Annotated in this window: 22 protein-coding genes; all 22 read left to right on the forward strand. The window is 59.2% G+C overall.

From position 1 onward, the window contains the following. Positions 1-65: 65 nt before the first annotated feature. The 22 genes from flgF to RE429_RS05700 all read left to right on the forward strand — a co-directional run bounded on the left by flgF (position 66) and on the right by RE429_RS05700 (position 18,525). Positions 66-791: a flagellar basal-body rod protein FlgF gene (flgF, locus tag RE429_RS05595; RefSeq protein ID WP_414473349.1), complete on the forward strand. Its 726-nt coding sequence runs from the start codon at positions 66-68 to the stop codon at positions 789-791. Further along, entirely contained in the window at positions 791-2,122 is a 1,332-nt protein-coding gene (fliI, locus tag RE429_RS05600; protein ID WP_414473350.1) for a flagellar protein export ATPase FliI, read from the forward strand. Before flgF ends, fliI begins: the two co-directional genes overlap by 1 nt. Before the next feature lie 90 nt (positions 2,123-2,212). After that, a complete protein-coding gene (locus RE429_RS05605) occupies positions 2,213-3,400 on the forward strand; it encodes a flagellar hook protein FlgE (RefSeq protein WP_414473351.1) in 1,188 nt (395 codons plus the stop codon). A gap of 90 nt (positions 3,401-3,490) precedes the next feature. Next, positions 3,491-4,894, forward strand: a complete 1,404-nt coding sequence (gene flgK, locus RE429_RS05610) for a flagellar hook-associated protein FlgK (protein ID WP_414473352.1) — start codon at positions 3,491-3,493, stop codon at positions 4,892-4,894. 3 nt (positions 4,895-4,897) lie between these two features. After that, positions 4,898-5,932 (forward strand): flagellar hook-associated family protein, encoded by a 1,035-nt coding sequence (locus tag RE429_RS05615; RefSeq protein WP_414473353.1) that lies wholly within the window; start codon positions 4,898-4,900, stop codon positions 5,930-5,932. Between the two features lie 16 nt (positions 5,933-5,948). Next, positions 5,949-6,296: a flagellar biosynthesis regulator FlaF gene (gene flaF, locus RE429_RS05620; protein WP_414473354.1), complete on the forward strand. Its 348-nt coding sequence runs from the start codon at positions 5,949-5,951 to the stop codon at positions 6,294-6,296. Then, positions 6,293-6,715, forward strand: coding sequence for a flagellar biosynthesis repressor FlbT (flbT, locus tag RE429_RS05625; protein WP_414473355.1), 423 nt, complete (start codon positions 6,293-6,295; stop codon positions 6,713-6,715). Before flaF ends, flbT begins: the two co-directional genes overlap by 4 nt. 14 nt (positions 6,716-6,729) lie before the next feature. Then, a complete protein-coding gene (gene flgD / locus RE429_RS05630) occupies positions 6,730-7,125 on the forward strand; it encodes a flagellar hook assembly protein FlgD (RefSeq protein WP_414473356.1) in 396 nt (131 codons plus the stop codon). Positions 7,126-7,127: 2 nt separating this feature from the next. Continuing rightward, on the forward strand, positions 7,128-7,394 hold the full coding sequence (locus RE429_RS05635; RefSeq protein ID WP_414473357.1) for a flagellar biosynthetic protein FliQ: 267 nt from the start codon (positions 7,128-7,130) through the stop codon (positions 7,392-7,394). A 260-nt stretch (positions 7,395-7,654) separates the two neighbouring features. After that, entirely contained in the window at positions 7,655-9,730 is a 2,076-nt protein-coding gene (flhA, locus tag RE429_RS05640; RefSeq protein ID WP_414473358.1) for a flagellar biosynthesis protein FlhA, read from the forward strand. Next, a complete protein-coding gene (gene fliR / locus RE429_RS05645; protein ID WP_414473359.1) occupies positions 9,727-10,479 on the forward strand; it encodes a flagellar biosynthesis protein FliR in 753 nt (250 codons plus the stop codon). Before flhA ends, fliR begins: the two co-directional genes overlap by 4 nt. A gap of 6 nt (positions 10,480-10,485) precedes the next feature. Continuing rightward, positions 10,486-10,884, forward strand: coding sequence for a hypothetical protein (locus RE429_RS05650; RefSeq protein ID WP_414473360.1), 399 nt, complete (start codon positions 10,486-10,488; stop codon positions 10,882-10,884). A 46-nt stretch (positions 10,885-10,930) separates the two neighbouring features. Then, positions 10,931-11,365 carry a rod-binding protein gene (locus RE429_RS05655; protein WP_414473361.1) on the forward strand — a complete coding sequence of 145 codons (435 nt, stop codon included), beginning with the start codon at positions 10,931-10,933 and terminating at the stop codon, positions 11,363-11,365. Between the two features lie 10 nt (positions 11,366-11,375). Next, a complete protein-coding gene (locus tag RE429_RS05660; RefSeq protein ID WP_414473362.1) occupies positions 11,376-11,720 on the forward strand; it encodes a flagellar protein FlgN in 345 nt (114 codons plus the stop codon). Beyond that, entirely contained in the window at positions 11,717-12,166 is a 450-nt protein-coding gene (locus tag RE429_RS05665; protein WP_414473363.1) for a hypothetical protein, read from the forward strand. Before RE429_RS05660 ends, RE429_RS05665 begins: the two co-directional genes overlap by 4 nt. A 55-nt stretch (positions 12,167-12,221) precedes the next feature. Then, positions 12,222-12,605, forward strand: coding sequence for a response regulator (locus tag RE429_RS05670; protein ID WP_414473364.1), 384 nt, complete (start codon positions 12,222-12,224; stop codon positions 12,603-12,605). Between the two features lie 4 nt (positions 12,606-12,609). After that, positions 12,610-13,728, forward strand: coding sequence for a protein-glutamate methylesterase/protein-glutamine glutaminase (locus RE429_RS05675; RefSeq protein WP_414473365.1), 1,119 nt, complete (start codon positions 12,610-12,612; stop codon positions 13,726-13,728). After that, positions 13,725-14,579 (forward strand): CheR family methyltransferase, encoded by an 855-nt coding sequence (locus RE429_RS05680; RefSeq protein WP_414473366.1) that lies wholly within the window; start codon positions 13,725-13,727, stop codon positions 14,577-14,579. The genes RE429_RS05675 and RE429_RS05680 overlap by 4 nt, the downstream gene beginning before the upstream one ends. A gap of 520 nt (positions 14,580-15,099) precedes the next feature. Next, positions 15,100-15,999: a flagellin gene (locus tag RE429_RS05685; RefSeq protein WP_414473367.1), complete on the forward strand. Its 900-nt coding sequence runs from the start codon at positions 15,100-15,102 to the stop codon at positions 15,997-15,999. 341 nt (positions 16,000-16,340) lie between these two features. After that, the gene (locus RE429_RS05690; protein WP_414473368.1) at positions 16,341-16,640 is read left to right on the forward strand and encodes a CheR family methyltransferase; all 300 of its coding nucleotides are present in this window, start codon (positions 16,341-16,343) and stop codon (positions 16,638-16,640) included. Between the two features lie 338 nt (positions 16,641-16,978). Continuing rightward, positions 16,979-17,851, forward strand: coding sequence for a flagellin (locus RE429_RS05695; protein WP_414473369.1), 873 nt, complete (start codon positions 16,979-16,981; stop codon positions 17,849-17,851). Between the two features lie 74 nt (positions 17,852-17,925). Beyond that, complete coding sequence (locus RE429_RS05700; RefSeq protein WP_414473370.1) at positions 17,926-18,525, forward strand: hypothetical protein; 600 nt, start codon at positions 17,926-17,928, stop codon at positions 18,523-18,525. Positions 18,526-18,547 lie beyond the last annotated feature (22 nt).

Genomic DNA, 18,547 nt, shown 5'->3' on the forward strand with positions numbered 1-18,547 from the left:
TCTGCGTATCGGAATATTAACCTATATGGGCCGTGGCCGCCGAGCCGTGCCTATGGGAGGTCCAGATGCAATCCGCCCTCTACGTGTCGTTGTCGGCTCAGGTCGCGATGGAGAAGCGTCTCACGACCGTTGCTCACAACGTCGCCAACATGACGACCGGCGGCTTCCGTGCCGATGAGATCAAGTTCGAGGAGCTGCTCTCCCTCGCCGGAAAGAACGATGTTTCCTTCGCCTCATCGGGCCAGAATTTCATCTCGCGTCAGGCCGGGGCCCTGAACAAGACGGACAATCCTTTGGACGTTGCGATCCAGGGAGATGCCTGGTTCGCGTACAATGGACCGCGTGGTCCGGTCTACACGCGCGACGGCCGCTTCAGCATGAATGAGAATGGAGACCTGCTGACGGTCGACGGTCGCGCGGTCCTCGATTCCGGTGGTGCGCCCATCGCACTTGATCCGAATGCCGGCTCTCCGCACATCGCTCGCGATGGAACGATCACCCAGGGAGGCAATCAGGTCGGGATCCTCGGAATGTTCCAGTTGAGCAGCGGCAGCCGGCTGACCCGCTACGGGGGCTCCGGTATCATATCCAGCATCCCAGGTGAGGCCGTTCAGGACTTCACATCCAACGGCGTTCAGCAGGGATACAGCGAGGGATCCAACGTCAATCCGATCCTCGAGATGACGAAGATGATCGCACTCCAGAGGAACTTCGAGAGCGCTGCGACCACGATTCAGGAAAGCGAATCGACGCTGATGGATGCGATCCGGACACTGGGTCCTAGCAGCTGATGGGCGGCGTGAACACTCTCGGCGAGCTCGAGCGCCTCGTCCTTGCCCAAAGCACGGGAAACCGCCTGGTCAAAGTTGCGGGAACCATTCGCGAGGTCACGCCCAGCCACTACCGCGTGACGGGACTGTCTCGGTTCGTCAAGTTGGGAGATCAGGTCGGCTTCGAAGCGAATGACAAGGTTCACACCGGTGAGGTTGTCCGCATCGATCCTGACGGCTTGACGATCAAACCGTTCAACGGGCGGATCGACGCCAAGATCGGAACTCCTGCCTTCGTGGTGTCGAACAACGGCTTGAGCCCGGATCAAGGCTGGAAAGGGCGGGTCATCAACGCCCTCGGCGAGCCGCTCGACGGGCAGGGACCCCTGCCGGCCGGGGCCGTGCCCGTGCATCAGGATGCCGAACCGCCCTCTGCGATGACGCGAGCAAGGGTCCACAAGCCGCTGCAGACGGGCGTGAAGGCGATCGACCTCTTCACGCCGATCTGCCAGGGCCAGCGCATCGGAATCTTTGCCGGTTCAGGCGTGGGAAAATCCACACTTTTGACGATGCTGGCGAGATGCGAGGGGTTCGACACGATCGTCGTCGCCCTGGTGGGCGAGCGCGGCCGTGAGGTAAGAGAGTTTCTGGAGGGGGCGATACAGGCCAGCCTGCACAGGGCCGTTCTCGTCGTCTCCACAGGGGACGAGAGCCCGATGATGCGCCGTCAGGCGCCCAGAACGGCGATTTCGGTTGCCGAGTATTTCAGAGACCGCGGCGATTCGGTTCTGCTGATTGTCGACTCCGTGACCCGCTACGCTCATGCCGCGCGCGACGTGGCGCTTGCCGCCGGCGAGCCTGCCGTTGCGCGGGGCTACACTCCCAGCGTTTTCAGCGATTTGCCCCGGTTGCTTGAGAGGGCCGGTCCCGGGGAGGAGGGGAAGGGGTCGATTACCGGCATCTTCTCCGTTCTCATCGATGGCGATGATCATAACGATCCCGTAGCCGACAATATTCGCGGAACCCTCGACGGCCATATCGTTCTCGACCGTTCGATCGCCGATCAGGGCCGATACCCGGCGATCAATGTTCTCGGGTCCATCTCCCGCCTCGCAGATCATGTCTGGACACGGGAGCAGAAGGAGCTGGTCCGTCGCCTGCGCGGCATGATCGCCCGCTACGAAGATACCCGCGACCTGCGAATGATGGGTGGATACCAAGCGGGCGCCGACCAGGAGCTCGATCAGGCGGTCGTTCTCGTTCCGAAAATCTACGAAGCCCTTCGGCAGGACCCATCATCTCCCTTGAGCAGGGACGCCTTCATGGATCTCGCTCAGATGCTCAAGCCATGACGATCGTTGGGATCGTTTGCCCCTACATCCACCCCAGCTTCGCACAAGCATTCCGGTGCTACGCTCAAACTATATTTGCAGGAGTCTCACATGAGCCTTTATGGTGTCCTTCGCAGCGGCGTATCCGGCATGACCGCCCAGTCGAACAAGTTGGGAACGGTTGCCGAGAATATCCAGAACTCGAGCACCAACGGATACAAGCGAGCCTCCACGGAGTTCTCGTCCCTTATCCTGCCGTCAAGCTCAGGCTCATATAATTCAGGCTCGGTCACAAGCGCCGTCCGGTATACGATCTCGGACCAGGGCCCGATCAGCTATACGACCTCGGCTACCGATCTGGCGATCTCCGGCAACGGGTTTTTCGTCGTGTCCGATCCGAAGGGATCGCCCTATCTGACCCGGGCCGGCAACTTCGTCGTGGACGGGAAGACCGGCAATCTCCTCAACGCCTCCGGATTTACCCTGATGGGCTTTAGTCTTGCGGACGGGGCGGGCACCCCATCGCTGAACAGCCTCGACGGGATGGTCCCTGTCAACCTGGCCTCGTTCGGCATGCAGGCTTCCGCATCAACGAACGGTATATTTACGGGTAATCTGCCGTACGGTGCCGAGGACGGATCGACCAAGTTGTCCTCGCTCCAGGTGTACGACAATGTCGGCAATCCCGTGAAGATCAACATCAAGCTGGACAAAGTCGATGCGACGACTTGGACCATGACGGTCACCGACGCGGCCGGGGGCGTCCTGGAAGGCGCCGAGACGCCGATGGATCTGACGTTCGACGCCAACGGCAACATCGCTCCTCCGTCTGATCTGACATTCAAGATTCCCAACGGCAAAGATTTTACTCTCGATATGAAGGGCATGACGCAATTGGCCGGCGAATACTCGCTGACGGGCGCGTCCAACGGTAATGCTCCTTCGGCCGTCAAGAGCGCCGAGTTCGCCACCGACGGAACGGTCTACGCAGTGTACGAGGACGGCTCGCGTATCGCCGCCTACAGGATCCCGCTGGCGACCGTTCCGAGCCCTGACAATCTCAACCCGCGCGCCGGGAACGTCTACGAAGCAACCAACATGTCGGGCGGCTATCAGGTTGGATTCCCCGGCACCGTCGGCTTCGGATCGGTGGCGTCGGGGGCGCTTGAGGGCTCGAACGTCGATATCGGCACCGAACTGACGGCGATGATCGAAGCTCAGACCAGCTATACTGCGAACTCGAAGGTGTTTCAGACCGGATCCGAACTCCTCGACGTGCTCATGAACCTGAAGCGATAGCGTTTCCGGTCGATTCTTAGGGCTTTTGAGATGTCACTTTCGGTTGCCTATAATACGGCTCGGTCGTCGCTGCAGGCTTCGCAATCCCAAATGGCGATTGTTTCCCGCAACACGGCGGGGGCGTCCGACCCGGGATATTCGCGCAAGATCGGCGCCTTGATCACCACGGGCGGGGCCGCGCGTGTCACGGTGATCCGTGCCTCCGATCGAGCCCTCTTGAACAAGATGCTGGAGACCACTTCGGATGCAGCGATGCAGAAGTCGCTTCTGGAGGGGCTTCAAAAACTAAGCCAGACCATCGGGGATCCGGAGCTGGACGAGTCGCCCGCCGCCCGTGTCGGAGCGTTGAACGACGCGCTTCGGCAATATGCGAATGCTCCCGATGACAACGTATTGGCCCGCGGCTTCGTGAAAGCCGCGGCCGATCTCGCGACGAGTCTGAACCAGGCGACGGCAGCGATCAATGCGGTCCGTAAGGAGGCGCAGGTCCAGATTACGGAGTCCGTGTCTCGGATCAACGATATCCTGGCCAAGTTCAAGATGGCGAACGATGAGGTCATGAGCGGAAGTGCCCTCGGCAGGGATGTTTCGGATGCTCTCGATACGAGAGACTATCTCATCGCTCAGCTCTCCGAGGAAATCGGGATCACGGTCGTTCCGAGGGCCGACAACGATATAGCGCTCTATACGGATAGCGGCGTGCCGCTCTTCGACAGACTGCCCCGTACCGTGAAGTATGACGCGAGCGTTGGACTGGCACCCGGAAAGCCCGGCGGGGCGATCCTGATCGATGATGTTCCGGTTACAGGCGAGCAGTCGCCGATGCCTCTGAGTTCCGGCAGCCTAGTCGGTCTCGTCAAGGTCCGGGATGAGGCTGCGGTCGGATACCAGCGTCAGCTCGATGAGCTGGCTCGCGGCTTGATCTCGGCATTCGCCGAAGTCGACAAGTCGGGCGGTGGAAAGCCTGATCTCGTGGGCATCTTCACCTATGCGGGCGGGCCTGGCATTCCGACGATGCCGGCTGCCGAAGGACTCGCGGCGCAGATCAGGATCAACGATGCTGTCGACCCTTCACAAGGGACGGGCGGAAAATTCGAACGAATCCGCGACGGCGGCATCTATGGCGATCCGGATTACACGTATGGTGACGGCACGGCGTCCTTCTCGACGCGCCTTTATCAGCTGGTCGACGCCATGGGGGCCGATCGCGGGTTCGACCCGGGATTGGGCCTGGGAAGCACGATGACTCTGCATGAATTTGCATCGTCTTCCGCCGGCTGGGTCGAAGCGAAACGCCAGGACGCCTCGCAACAGGTGGCCTATCGCGAAACGCTGTTGGCGCAAGCATCCGAGGCCCTTTCGAATGCGACGGACGTCAACATGGATGATGAGACGGCGCTCATGCTCCAGTTCGAGAAATCCTATTCGGCCTCTGCGAAGCTGATCTCCGTCATCAATCAGATGCTTCAGACGCTCCTCAACGCGGTGGGCTAAGACATGAAGACAACATTCATCTCGACCACGACACTTTGGAATTCGCCCAGGTCGACACTCGACAAGCTCCAATCGGAGCTTGTGAAGGCCAACAAGGAGGTCGTGACAGGGCGCCACATGGATGTCGGTCTCGCTCTTGGGCGCAAGACCGGGAAGTCCTTGTCCCTGCGCCAGGAGAGATCGACCCTCGATACATTGACCGACAGCAATGCAACGGCAACACTTCGTCTGAAGTCCACGTCGGCTGCTCTCGATCAGGTTCGCACGGTTGCTGATAATTTCAAGGATACTCTTATCGCGTTGAACGTCGGCTCGCAGGACATGCCGCTGATCGTGAGCCAGGCAAAAGCCGGTCTCAACAAGCTGATCTCGACGTTGAACGAAAGCAATGGCGGGCAGTATCTCTTCGGTGGGGTGAATTCGAAGGCTCAGCCGCTCAACGAATATGTGCCCGGCCCGAAGGCCGCGATTGATGCCGCGTTCCTGGGTTTTTTCGGGTTTTCCCAAAGCGATCCCGGAGTTGCGGACATTACGCCGGGTGAGATGCAGGCGTTCTTGGATGGGCCTTTCGCCGAGATGTTCGCGGACGACTGGCAGGGCACATGGTCCCATGCATCCGAGCAGAACATTCAAAGCCTGATCTCCCCGACCGAGAGAGTCAAAACATCGGCGACGGCCGATGAAGCCGGATTTCGGAAGCTGGCGATGGGTTACACGATGATCATCGACCTCGGAGCCGCCGGGTTGAACGACGAAACCCGGAGCTCCCTTCTGAATAGGGCGATCGGCACACTTGGGGAAGCTGTCTCCGATGTGACGGAAATTCAGGCGGACCTTGGAACGGCCCAACAGAAGATTGACCGGGCCAATGAACGGATGAGCCTTCAGAAAACCTTCCTGGACGAGAGGATCACGAATTACGAGGCAGTCGATCCCGCAGAGGCGAAGGTTCGGGTCGATCAGATCTCAACACAGATTCAAGTGTCGTACTCCCTGACGGCACAGATCAATCAGCTCAGCTTGATCAAGTTCCTTTAACGGCAGGAATGCGTACATGTATCAGTTCTCCTACTCCGAGATCCTCGAGGATTCGCCGAAAGACTGCCGACAGCGCGAGTACGACCTTTTCGAGCGCGCTATCACGCTGCTACGGGCGGCCGAAGGGCATTCATCCCAGTCTCCCGAAATGCTGGGCGCCATCGTATTTCTTCAGCGCATCTGGACCTTCCTGATCAAGGACCTTGGGCATCCTGACAACGGCCTTCCTGATAAGCTGAAAGGACAGCTTATCTCGATCGGCCTGTGGGTGATGAAAGAATCCGATCTCATTATCCGCGGCGAGCATAACAATCTCGCTGCCCTCATCGACATCAATATTCTCATCAAGGACGGTCTGAAATGACTGCGAAGATGCGCTTTTCACTCAAGGCCGGAGAACGGATTTTCATCAACGGCGCCGTGCTGACAGTCAGTCAGAAGGTTACGCTCAGCCTCCTCAACGATGCTCGCTTTCTTCTGGAGAGCCATGTTCTCCAGCTGGCGGACGCGACGACGCCCATGCGGCAGCTCTATTTCGTGGTGCAGTCACTCCTGATCAACCCTCAGGAGGAGGCGAATGGAATGATTGCCTTTCGGACGATGCATGAAGCCGTCACGATGGTTACCACGGACGAGTCCGTGAAGGACGAGTTGAAGCGGATCGAGGGATTCGTCCTTGCAGGACGCACGTTCGAGGCTCTTAAGGTCATTCGGAACCTTTTCGAGCCCAATGAGAACTCTGCTCCCATGGAACCAGCCATCGTCCCCGGAAAAGCAGCCTAGCTCGGAGAACCGGAATGAATGTCCCATCGGTTACGGCTTCCGCAATGAGCCAGAAGACATCGACGACCGAAAAGTCGTCGACTGTCAGCTATGACAACTTCCTCCGCCTTCTGTTGACCCAGATGAAGAACCAGGATCCCACGGATCCCATGAAGTCGACGGAGTATATGGCCCAGCTCGCAACATTCTCCCAGGTCGAGCAAGCGGTGAAAAGCAACGAGAAGCTCGATGCATTGTTGTCGTCCTTTACGCTTTCCCAGGCGGACAGCGTCATCGGCCGAACAGTGACTTCCGCGGACGGCAAGGTTTCCGGAGAGGTCACTGCCGTGAGAATTACCAGTCAGGGGCTGCTCGCCACTCTCTCGACCGGCTATGAAATGCTGCTCGGGCAGGGCATCGTGGTCAGCTGACGATGAACGAGATCGACGCCCTGGAACTGGTCCGGACGGCCATATGGACCGTCATCGTCGGCTCCGGACCAGCCGTTCTGGCTGCAATGGTCATTGGTGTTGCGATTGCGCTCATCCAGGCGCTCACCCAGATTCAGGAGGTGACCCTCACATTCATCCCGAAGATCATCGCGATCCTCGTCGTCGCGCTACTGACCGGATCTTTCGCCGGATCGCAGATCTATGCCTTTACCGAGCTCGTCTACGGAAAGATTGTTACGGGGTTCTAGAGCATCGGACGTGAGAAGCGGAATCCACTTTTGGGGTTGAATCCGATCCTCTCTTCTTCAATGAGCGCATCGTCCGAGCGGAGAACCGGGTCCACTTTTCGCCAGCGCGGCCCGCCGGGTCCGCACGATGCGCTAGAACGTGACCTCGGGCCGTACCCTTCGAGAAAGGGATGCGCTCCCGGTCAGTGGCATGCGACCTTCGCGCAAGCTACATGGGGCATGTGTCAGACATACGGTCGGCTCACCGAATGGAAAGACACATGGCGTCAAGCGACACGATGGCAAAGGACCGCGGCCGGGATGTGATGTTCGCCGCCGGCGTTGTCGTCATCCTTGCAATTCTGTTTCTTCCGATCCCGCCGCTGGTCATCGATATGGGGCTGGCGTTCTCCATAGCCCTTTCGGTCCTCATCCTGATGGTCGCGCTGTGGATCCAGAAGCCTCTTGAGTTCTCCGCCTTCCCGACAGTCCTTCTGATCGCGACTCTCCTTCGACTTGCCCTCAGTATCGCGTCGACGCGCCTCATCCTGTCCCATGGCCATCAGGGCGTCGATGCCGCGGGTCATGTGATCAGCGGGTTCTCCCGATTTGTCATGAGCGGCGACTTTGTCATCGGCATTGTTGTCTTCATCATCCTGATCACCGTCAACTTCCTGGTGATCACCAAGGGCGCAACCCGCATCGCCGAGGTCGGGGCCCGCTTCACGCTCGACGCCATTCCTGGAAAGCAGATGGCGATCGATGCCGATCTGTCCGCGGGTCTGATCGACGAAAAGGAGGCCCAGAGAAGGCGCCGTGAGCTCGAGGAGGAAAGCGCATTCTTCGGCTCCATGGACGGCGCCTCGAAGTTCGTTCGCGGCGAGGCGATCGCAAGTCTGATTACAATCGCCGTCAATATCTTCGGCGGCATCATTATCGGTGTTACGCGGCATGGCCTCCCGCTGTCGAAAGCGGCGGATGTCTTCACCCAGCTGTCCGTCGGCGACGGCCTCGTCAGCCAGATCCCGGCCCTTGTCGTCTCCCTTGCGGCGGGCCTCCTCGTTTCCAAGGGCGGCACGCGCGGTCAGGCCCAGCAGGCGATCCTGGACCAGCTGGGCGCATATCCTCGCGCATTGATGGTCGCATCGGGGATGATGTTCATCTTCGCTGTCGTCCCAGGCCTGCCGATGTTGCCGTTCTTGGTGCTGGGAGGTTTCATGGGCTTCGTCGCCTATAGCATCCCTCGGCACCGCGCGGAGAATGAGGCCCGCGAGAAATTGGTTCAGGAGCAGGCGCAGCAGAGCAAACTCATCGAAGCGAGCGATACCGTCAAGGAGACGTTGAAAATTGCCGAGGTGGAGCTCTGCCTTGGCAAGCACCTCTCGTCCTTCCTCGCGAGTTCCCATGGCGACCTGGCTCATCGCGTGAAGAAGATGCGCAAAAAGTTCGCCCAGGATTTCGGGTTCGTTCTACCGGAGGTCAAGCTTTCGGATAGTTTTATGATTCCGGCAAAAAGTTACCAGATCAAGATTCACGGCACGGTCATCGCCACGCACGAGATTCGTCCGGGCGATCTCCTCGTGGTGCTGGGCGACGGTCCTGTTCCGGATGTTCCGGGCGACGAGGTTCGCGAACCGGCTTTCGGCATGCGGGCGCTCTGGGTGTCGGACGCCTATGCCGGCGAAATCAAGCGCCAGGGGTTCACGGCGGTAGACGGGGCCTCGGTGCTTCTGACCCATCTCAGCGAGGTCATCCGCAATAATTTGCCGCAGCTTCTCTCATACAAGGACGTCCGGAACCTCCTGGACGGGCTCGAGCCCGAATACAAGCGCCTGCTCGACGATATCTGCCCCTCACAGATATCCTACTCGGGCCTTCAGGCCGTTCTGAAGCTGTTGCTGGCCGAGCGGGTTTCCGTCCGAAACTTGGGGCTCATTCTGGAAGCGATCGCCGAGGTTGCCCCTCACGCGCGACGGGCGGAGCAGCTTGTCGAACACGTGCGCATGCGGATGGCTCAGCAAATATGCGGTGACCTGGCGGAAGGTGGAGCGCTCAACGTTCTTCGCCTTGGCAACAAATGGGACATCGCCTTTCATCAGAGTCTGAAACGTGACGCCAAGGGCGATGTGGTCGAGTTCGATATCGATCCGCGCCTTGTCGAGCAGTTCGGTACGGAGGCGTCGGAGGCGATCAAGGTCCGAATGGGACAGGTGAAGAACTTCGCCATCGTGACGGCTCCGGATGCGCGCCCCTATGTCCGAATGATCATTGAGCGAATGTTTTCGTCTTTGCCGGTCCTATCTCACCTTGAGATTGCGCGCGGAATCGAGGTCAACTCGCTTGGTACGGTCGCGTGACGACGATCACGACGGCAACATTGCTAGGGATCTTCCTGATCTTCTGCCGCATCGGCGGGTGCATGCTGATCGCGCCGGCGCTCTCGAGTGCCAGGATTCCGCCGCAGATCCGTCTGTTTCTGGCATTGACCGTCAGCCTCGCTCTTTCACCTGTTCTGCTGGATCAGATCGGAAGCGGCATTGCCGGGCAGCCTCCTGCCGTCGTACTCGGTTGGATCGCATCCGAACTCCTGGTTGGCTTGCTGATCGGCCTTTTGGCGAGAGTGTACTTCTTCGCGCTTCAGACGATGCTCGGCGCAGTAGCCATGGCTCTGAGCTACGGCGGAATGCCAGGAACCCCGATCGACGACGCCGAGCCGCTTCCTGCGATCAGCTCTCTCATCATGATGGTGGCGACTGCGGCAATCTTCCTGTCGGATCTTCACTGGGAGCTGTTCAGGGGATTGATCGCTTCGTATTCGAGGATGCCCGCGGGGCAGGGAATAGCCTTTCAATCGTCCCTGACAGAGATCGTCGACCAGGTCACTGCCGCTTTCGTCGTCTCGCTCAGGATAAGCAGTCCGTTCCTGCTCTACTCCGTGATCGTCAACCTTATGGCGGGCCTCACCAACAAGCTGACGCCTCAGATCCCCGTCTTCTTCATCGCCACACCCTTCGTCATGTTTGGAGGGCTGTTCGTTATGTACTTTGCCGTTCATGATTACGTGCTGCTCTTCATCGGAGCTTTCTCCTCATGGCTGAGAGGATGATCGTCCATGAAACAGAGATTGAAAAAGATCGACAGGCTGATCAGGGTTCAGCAGCACCTTCATAGAAAGGCAGAGCTCGATCTTGCCTCGCTGCAACGCAAGGAAGGCGAGCTGAAGGAGGCTCAGGAAGTCCTTCTTCAGACGATGGGTGAATCCGATGCGCTGCATGGCCTTTTCGTCAACGTTCTTGCCAAGCGATTGAAGGACCTGTCGTTGGAGGAGGTCCGCACGCAGGCGGAGATCGTCGGGCAGAAGTCCCTGACCGTCGAAAGGGCGCTGCAGGTCAAGCGCAGCGAGAGAATGCAGTCTCGCCTGAAGGAGGACATCCGGCACATGCGGGAAAGGGAGGAGCTTACCGAGATTCTCGAAGGTATGGCGCGGAAAGAGCGCACAAGCCTCCCGTAAGCCTCAGGCATTAGAGTTCCCCCGCAGTGAATACAAGGAAATCGGAATGGCGATCAGCCCACCGACCGACATCATCAGCGAGGTTGCCAGGGCCGCGGACCCGGCGCGATATCAGGCGGCCGCGCAGAGTCTGCTTCAGGGACAGGCTCCGGTGAACGGGGCGAGTTTCGAGGATGCGGTTCGTGCCGTGGCGCCTCGCCCGCTGGGTATAGGTGCCGACGTCTATCAGATCCGGAACTCCTTGCGAAACGATGCAGAATCGGCCGCGGCCGAGAAGGCGAGAAAGACCAGTCAGGAGTTCGAGGCCTTTATCCTTCAGACCTTCGTCGAGTCGATGCTCCCGAAGGATGCCGAGAATACCTACGGCAAGGGAAGCGCCGGATCCGTCTGGAGATCGATGCTGGCGGAGCAGATCGGCGTACAGGTCGCAAAAGCCGGCGGAATTGGGATTGCAAAGCACATTCTGGACGGGAAGAGATAAGGAGTTTCCGATGCTGACGAAGTCGCTGGATCGCCTCGAAGAGACGCTCGATCTCGAAACGACAGCTCTGTTGTCGCGGGACCTGAACAATCTCGACGAATTCAATCGTCGAAAGAGCCAAAGTCTTCTTGAAATCAGCCGGATGGCGCGCTCGGTCGAGACCGCCTCGATGAACGAGCTGTCCGTCAAGAGGCTCGAAAGGCTCAAGATGAAACTTGAGAAGAATCAGGAGATTCTTGAGCGCCACATGCGAGCCGTGCAGGAGATCTCCGCGGTCATTTCCGGCGCAATCCAGGCCGCCGAGTCGGATAGCACATACTCGGCCAACGTGATGCGTGGAGGGTATGGGGCGTGATCAAAAACGTCATAGCCGGATTCTGGGTTTGCGCGGTTACGCTTGGCTCATGCTATGCGGCTGTGACGTGGATGGTCGGCCGTTCCCCGGCGGAGGAACAGCCACATTACGAGGGCCTGCAGTACAAAAAGATCCCGCCGATCAACATTCCCATTATCGCCGAAGGGGCGGTGCAGGGATATGTTGTGGCGAATTTTGTTTTCACTGCGGATTCGAGGACGTTGCGAGAGATATCCGTTCCTCCTGAGGCATTTATTCAGGACGAGGTCTTCCGCTACATCTATTCGGACGAGACGCTCGATTTCAGAAGATTGTCCCGGTACAACGTGAACGGGATGATCAGCAATGTCAGGGAAAGAATTAACAAGCGCCTCGGTGCCGAGATCGTCAAAGAGATACTGATCGAGAACTTCAATTTTATCAGCAAATCGGACATCCGGTCCTGATCATTGTCCCCTTGGCGGCGTGGACATCTTGTATGGTTACTAGGAACTTTCCTCTATGACATATTGCCTAGTCGTGGATGACTCTCGCACCATACGAAAGGTGTCGCGGGAGATCCTTGCAAGCCTTTCGTTCGAGGTTGCCGAAGCGGAGAACGGCGAAGCCGGACTTGCGGCATGCCAGGAACGAATGCCGGACGTGATCCTTCTCGACTGGAACATGCCAGTCATGGATGGCTACAGCTTTCTCAAAGCGCTCCGGATGTACCCGGGTGGCGAAGCTCCCAAGGTCGTTTTCTGCACGACCGAGAACGATATGGATCATATCACCCGGGCCTTGGAGGCCGGGGCGGACGAGTACATCATGAAGCCGTTCGACAAGGCCATTCTGGAGGCGAAGTTCCAGGAACTCGGGCTTATCACCCACACTTCCCCGGCTTAAGGCGATGGCATCGAAACCGCTCCCCGCAACGAGCGTCAGCTTGCCGGAACCAGTTCGGGTCTTGGTCGTCGATGACAGCGCCGTCATCCGCGGCATGATTGCCCGTTGGGTCGGCGAAGCCGGCGGCTTTGAGGTCGTCTGTACGGCCGCCAATGGGCGAATGGCGGTCGATATGGTCGAGCGTCATAAGCCGGAAATCGTTCTCCTCGATATCGAGATGCCCGAGATCGACGGCTTGGCCGCGCTTCCGCTGATCTTGAAGGCGCATCCCGCCAGCAAGGTGATCGTGATCTCGACGCTGACAAAGCGGAATGCGCAGATTTCGCTGAAGTGCCTGTCCTTAGGGGCTGTCGATTACCTGGCAAAGCCGGAGAGCGCACGCAGTGCTGACGCGGCTGCGGTGTTCCGGCGGGAACTGGTAGAGAAATTGCGCGCATTGGGCGTGACGAAGCGCCGGCAGGTGCGGTCGGCACCTGCGGCATCCTCGACCTCCACTGCGATCCGGCAGGCCTCGCCGGTGCAGAGATCGGGAGGCGCGCGACCTCAATGCGTTCTCATCGGCTCGTCGACCGGCGGGCCCAGGGCCGTCGAACGGGTCCTGCAGGATCTCAAGCCGTCGCTTTTGGAGGTTCCTGTCCTGATCGTCCAGCACATGCCCGCCATGTTCACTGCGGTCTTCGCCGAACATCTCCAGGCGTTGCTCGCGGTTCCCTGTCGGGAGCCGGTGGATGGCGAGGCCATTCGGGCCGGCACGATCTTCATCGCCCCTGGAGGGCGCCATATGGGTGTGACCGTGACAGGAGGGAAGCCCGCCATCCGCCTCAGTGACGGTCCGCCTGAGAATTTCTGCCGTCCGGCCGTGGACGTCCTATTCCGGGAGGCGGCATCGGTCTTTGGTGCTGGAGCCATTGCCGTGGTGCTGACAGGCATGGGCTCCGATGGAACGAACGGTGCCCGCCATCTCACCAAGGCAGGTGCGACGGTCATCGCACAGGACGAGGCCAGCAGTATTGTCTGGGGAATGCCGGGAAGCGTCGTGAAGGCCGGCCTGGCTCACGACGTTCTGCCTCTGGACGCCATCGGTCGCTCAATGAAGAGTCTTATCGCAGGAAACGCACGATGACTGAATTGGAGTTCGAGGTCCTGCGCGCGTTCCTGAAGGCCCGGTCCGGCCTGGCCCTGTCTGTGGACAAGAGATATCTGGTGGAGAGCAGGCTCGCTTCCGTCTGCACGCGCTTTAAAGTCGAGAGCCTGTCGCGCTTGATCTGGGAGATCAAGTCCGGTCGATCGCCGGCCATGGAGATCGCCACAATCGAGGCCATGACGACGAACGAGACCTTCTTTTTCCGCGACAAGGCCCCGTTCGATCTGTTCCAGGATATTCTGATCCCGCGCTATCTCAAGGACCGAGCCGCAAGCCGCCGCCTCAGGATCTGGTGCGCCGCGGCATCGACCGGGCAGGAGCCTTATTCTCTCGCCATGCTTCTTAAGGAAGCGTCGGGGCGAATGCCGGGCTGGCACGTCGAGATCATCGCAACCGACATCTCGAACGACGTTCTCGAGAGGGCGCGGGCAGGCATCTACAATCAGTTCGAGGTTCAGAGAGGCCTGCCGATCCGCCTTCTCGTGAAGTATTTCACGCAGAAGGGTGAGCAGTGGCAGATCGCACCTGAGATCCGCTCGATGGTGGATTTCCGCTATCTCAATCTCATCGAGGATTTCAGCCGCCTTGGGCCGTTCGATATCGTGTATTGCCGGAACGTGTTGATCTACTTCGACGCTCCGACGAAAGCCCAGGTGCTTCGCAGGATCGCACAGGCAATGGCGCCCGACGGCAGCTTGGTGCTCGGAGCCTCCGAGACGATCCTCGGTATTACGGATGCCTTGTCGCTCGATCCGGCCTACCGGGGTTTGTACTCGAAATCCCCTTCGACGGGCCCGGCCTCCAGGTCGGCCCTGGCCGGGGTCCGCTAGAGCATCCAACGCAAATGCGTGTGACGATTTTGCGTAGAAAGATGCTCGAAATCATAGGCTGACAGGATCGGATGTGGGTTCGATGCCACGTCCGATGCGCTGGTCGGGGGACGTCGCCCGATCAGGTGTGGCAGATGTCGAAGGTCTTCCTCCGGCAGAAGTCGAGTACTCACGGCTCCTGATCTTTCGGAGGCGCTTGTGTGCTGCACGGTTGCTCATGGTTAACAGAGGAATAACAGTAATTTTGGGCTTTGTTGGAAAATCAATCTTGACTTCTCCGGCGCGGTTCGGTCATAACTGAACGAACGAAGGCAGGGATCTGATTTGATGACCCTGCATCGCGAACGCACTATGGAGTGCTCCTCTTTTCGGGCATGGCATGATGCCGCTCCATTTTACCGGTCGAGCCCGGATATCATGTGAGCAGCGGATCGAGTTTTTCTCGAGGCATGACGCCACTTCGCTGGGTCGGTTAGATCCCGACATTCCCTGAAAACCCCATTATTCAAGGAAGAAGCACATGTCTTCGATCAATACCAATCTGTCCGCCATCACCGCTCTGCAGTCCCTGAAGACCACGCAGAACGCCATGAACAAGACCCAGAACCAGATTTCGACGGGTCTGCGCGTCGGCTCGGCGGCCGACAATGCCTCCTACTTCTCCATCGCGACGCAGATGCGTTCCGACAATGGTGCTCTCGGCGCCGTGAAGGACTCGATCAAGCAGTCGAAGGCGATGATCGACACCTTCACGTCGGCTCTGGGCAAGATCTCGGCCTATCTCGACAAGGCCAAGCAGAACCTGGTCAATGCGACGCAGCCGGGCGCTCAGCAGGAGGAGATCAACACCGAGCTGGCGAAGCTGGCAGAAGGCATCAAGAACACGGCGGCTTCCGCCAACTTCAATGGCGAGAACTGGCTGCAGCAGTCGGATGCCGACGCTGCCCTTAACAAGGCCCTCGTCGTTTCCTATGACTCGAATGGCGCTGCCACGAGCAAGGTGGGCACGATCTCCGTCGACACCGGAGTGACGCAGATGTTCAATGCAACGCAGGCGGCGGGCGGCACCAGCAAGCTCGGCGATCTGATGGCTGCTCTGACTACCGGTTACAGCAACGCGACCGCGGATGTCGCGACCAAGGGGTCTCAGAAGCTCCTCGACGATCTCGAGACAGCAATCGACGACGTGAAGACGGCTGCTGCCCAGCTCGGCGCGACCAAGTCCCTGCTCGAGACGCAGGAAGAGTTCATCGGCGTGCTCTCCGACTCGCTGACGGCCGGCGTCAGCGCCTTCGTCGATGCCGACATGAACGAGGCCTCGACCCGCTTCCAGGCTCTGCAGACCCAGCAGCAGCTCGGCGTGCAGTCTCTCTCGATGGCGAACCAGAACAGCCAGATGATCCTGAAGCTCTTCCAGTAAGGGCCTCGGAATGGACTGAGAGGAGCCTCGCCTTGCAAAGGGCGAGGCTTCTTTTTTGAAGCATTGGTGCGGCCATGAGTCAGCAGCCGTCATATTCGATTTCAGTTAGATGCATTTCGAGCCTTGCCCTGGCGCTCGGCACAGCATGCTTTTTCGCTCCCGAGCGGGCGCAGGCTCTCGCGACCTGGATCGGCTCGTGGGACTATGTCGTCCGGCACGATCAGGAGGGGAGGCCGCAGGCCGCCTTCACGGCCTGATCTGTAAGGCCAAATCCGCCCGCCGATCCCCGGCCATGGAGATCGCCACGATCGAGGCCATGACGACGAACGTGACCTTCATTTTTGCGCGACAAGGCTCCGTTCGGTCCGTTCCAGAATATTCCGATCCCGCGCTATCTCAAGGACCGTGCCGCAAGCCGCCGCCTCGGGATCCGGTGTGCCGCGGCATCGACCGGGCAGGAGCCTTATTCTCTCGCCATGCTTCTTAAAGAAGCGTCGGGGCGAATGCCGGGCTGGCACGTCCAGATCATCGCAGCCGGCATCTCTGACGAGGTTCTCGAGAGGGCAAGGGCAGGCATCTACAAGGTGTGGCAGATGTCGAAGGTCTTCCTCCGGCAGAAGTCGAGTACTCACGGCTCCTGATCTTTCGGAGGCGCTTGTGTGCTGCACGGTTGCTCATGGTTAACAGAGGAATAACAGTAATTTTGGGCTTTGTTGGAAAATCAATCTTGACTTCTCCGGCGCGGTTCGGTCATAACTGAACGAACGAAGGCAGGGATCTGATTTGATGACCCTGCATCGCGAACGCACTATGGAGTGCTCCTCTTTTCGGGCATGGCATGATGCCGCTCCATTTTACCGGTCGAGCCCGGATATCATGTGAGCAGCGGATCGAGTTTCTCTCGAGGCATGACGCCACTTCGCTGGGTCGGTTAGATCCCGACATTCCCTGAAAACCCCATTATTCAAGGAAGAAGCACATGTCTTCGATCAATACCAATCTGTCTGCCATCACCGCTCTGCAGTCCCTGAAGACCACGCAGAACGCCTTGAACAAGACCCAGAACCAGATTTCGACGGGTCTGCGCGTCGGCTCGGCGGCCGACAATGCCTCCTACTTCTCCATCGCGACGCAGATGCGTTCCGACAATGGCGCTCTCGGCGCCGTGAAGGACTCGATCAAGCAGTCGAAGGCGATGATCGACACCTTCACGTCGGCTCTGGGCAAGATCTCGGCCTATCTCGACAAGGCCAAGCAGAACCTGGTCAATGCGACGCAGCCGGGCGCTCAGAAGGAAGAGATCAACACCGAGCTGAAGAAGCTCGTGGAAGGCATCAAGAACACGGCGGCTTCCGCCAACTTCAACGGCGAGAACTGGCTGCAGACGGACGATACAACTGCCAAGGCCCTCGTCGTCTCCTATGACTCGAACGGCACTGCCACTAAAAAGGTGGGCACCGTTGACGTCACCATAACAGACACGCAGATGTTCGACGCGGCTCAGACGGGTGGCCACCTCGGCGCGCTGATGACTGCCCTGGACACCGGCTATGACAACTCCGCCACTGCAACCTCCTCTCAGACCCTGCTTGACGATGTGGAGGATGCGATCGACTTGGTGAAGACGGCTGCTGCCCAGCTCGGCGCGACCAAGTCCCTGCTCGAGACGCAGGAAGAGTTCATCGGCGTGCTCTCCGACTCGCTGACGGCCGGCGTCAGCGCCTTCGTCGATGCCGACATGAACGAGGCCTCGACCCGCTTCCAGGCTCTGCAGACCCAGCAGCAGCTCGGCGTGCAGTCTCTCTCGATGGCGAACCAGAACAGCCAGATGATCCTGAAGCTCTTCCAGTAAGGGCCTCGGAATGGACTGAGAGGAGCCTCGCCTTGCAAAGGGCGAGGCTTCTTTTTTAAAGCATTGGTGCGGCCATGAGTCAGCAGCCGTCATATTCGATTTCAGTTAGATGCATTTCGAGCCTTGCCCTGGCGCTCGGCACAGCATGCTTTTTCGCTCCCGAGCGGGCGCAGGCTCTCGCGACCTGGATCGGCTCGTGGGACTATGTCGTCCGGCACGATCAGGAGGGGAGGCCGCAGGCCGCCTTCGCACGACTGCGGGGAGACAACGAGGCGCTGCTGTGGCTGACCTGTGCGAGGTCCTCGGCCGATAACGACGCCCCGGACACCGTCTCCCTGTCGGCGACGGTGTCCCAGAAAGGCTTCCTCGGGCGCAGCGCGCCGCGAGGACGCAGCACCGTCTATTGGTTCGACGACGGCAGTCCGGAGCTGTCCTATTGGGTTTATCGGGACAAGGCAGGCCAGATGTCCAGCACTGAGCAGGTCTCTCGTTTCCTCGACAAGCTCAAGGGCTCCCAGACGCTCGTCATCGAACTCTCCGACTACCGTTACGAGGCGCGACGGTCGGAATTTCAGTTCGATCCGGCGGATACGAAGGCCGTTGCTGAAAGGTTCAGGCAGGATTGCCGGGATATAGCTGGTCTCGCGAAAGCCGAATCGCCCCTGATCCGCTGAAGCAGTTCTCGAAGTTGAAAGG

Origin of the sequence: Microvirga sp. M2 (genome assembly GCF_047497095.1) — a bacterium.
In the GTDB taxonomy this organism is placed as follows: Bacteria; Pseudomonadota; Alphaproteobacteria; order Rhizobiales; family Beijerinckiaceae; genus Microvirga.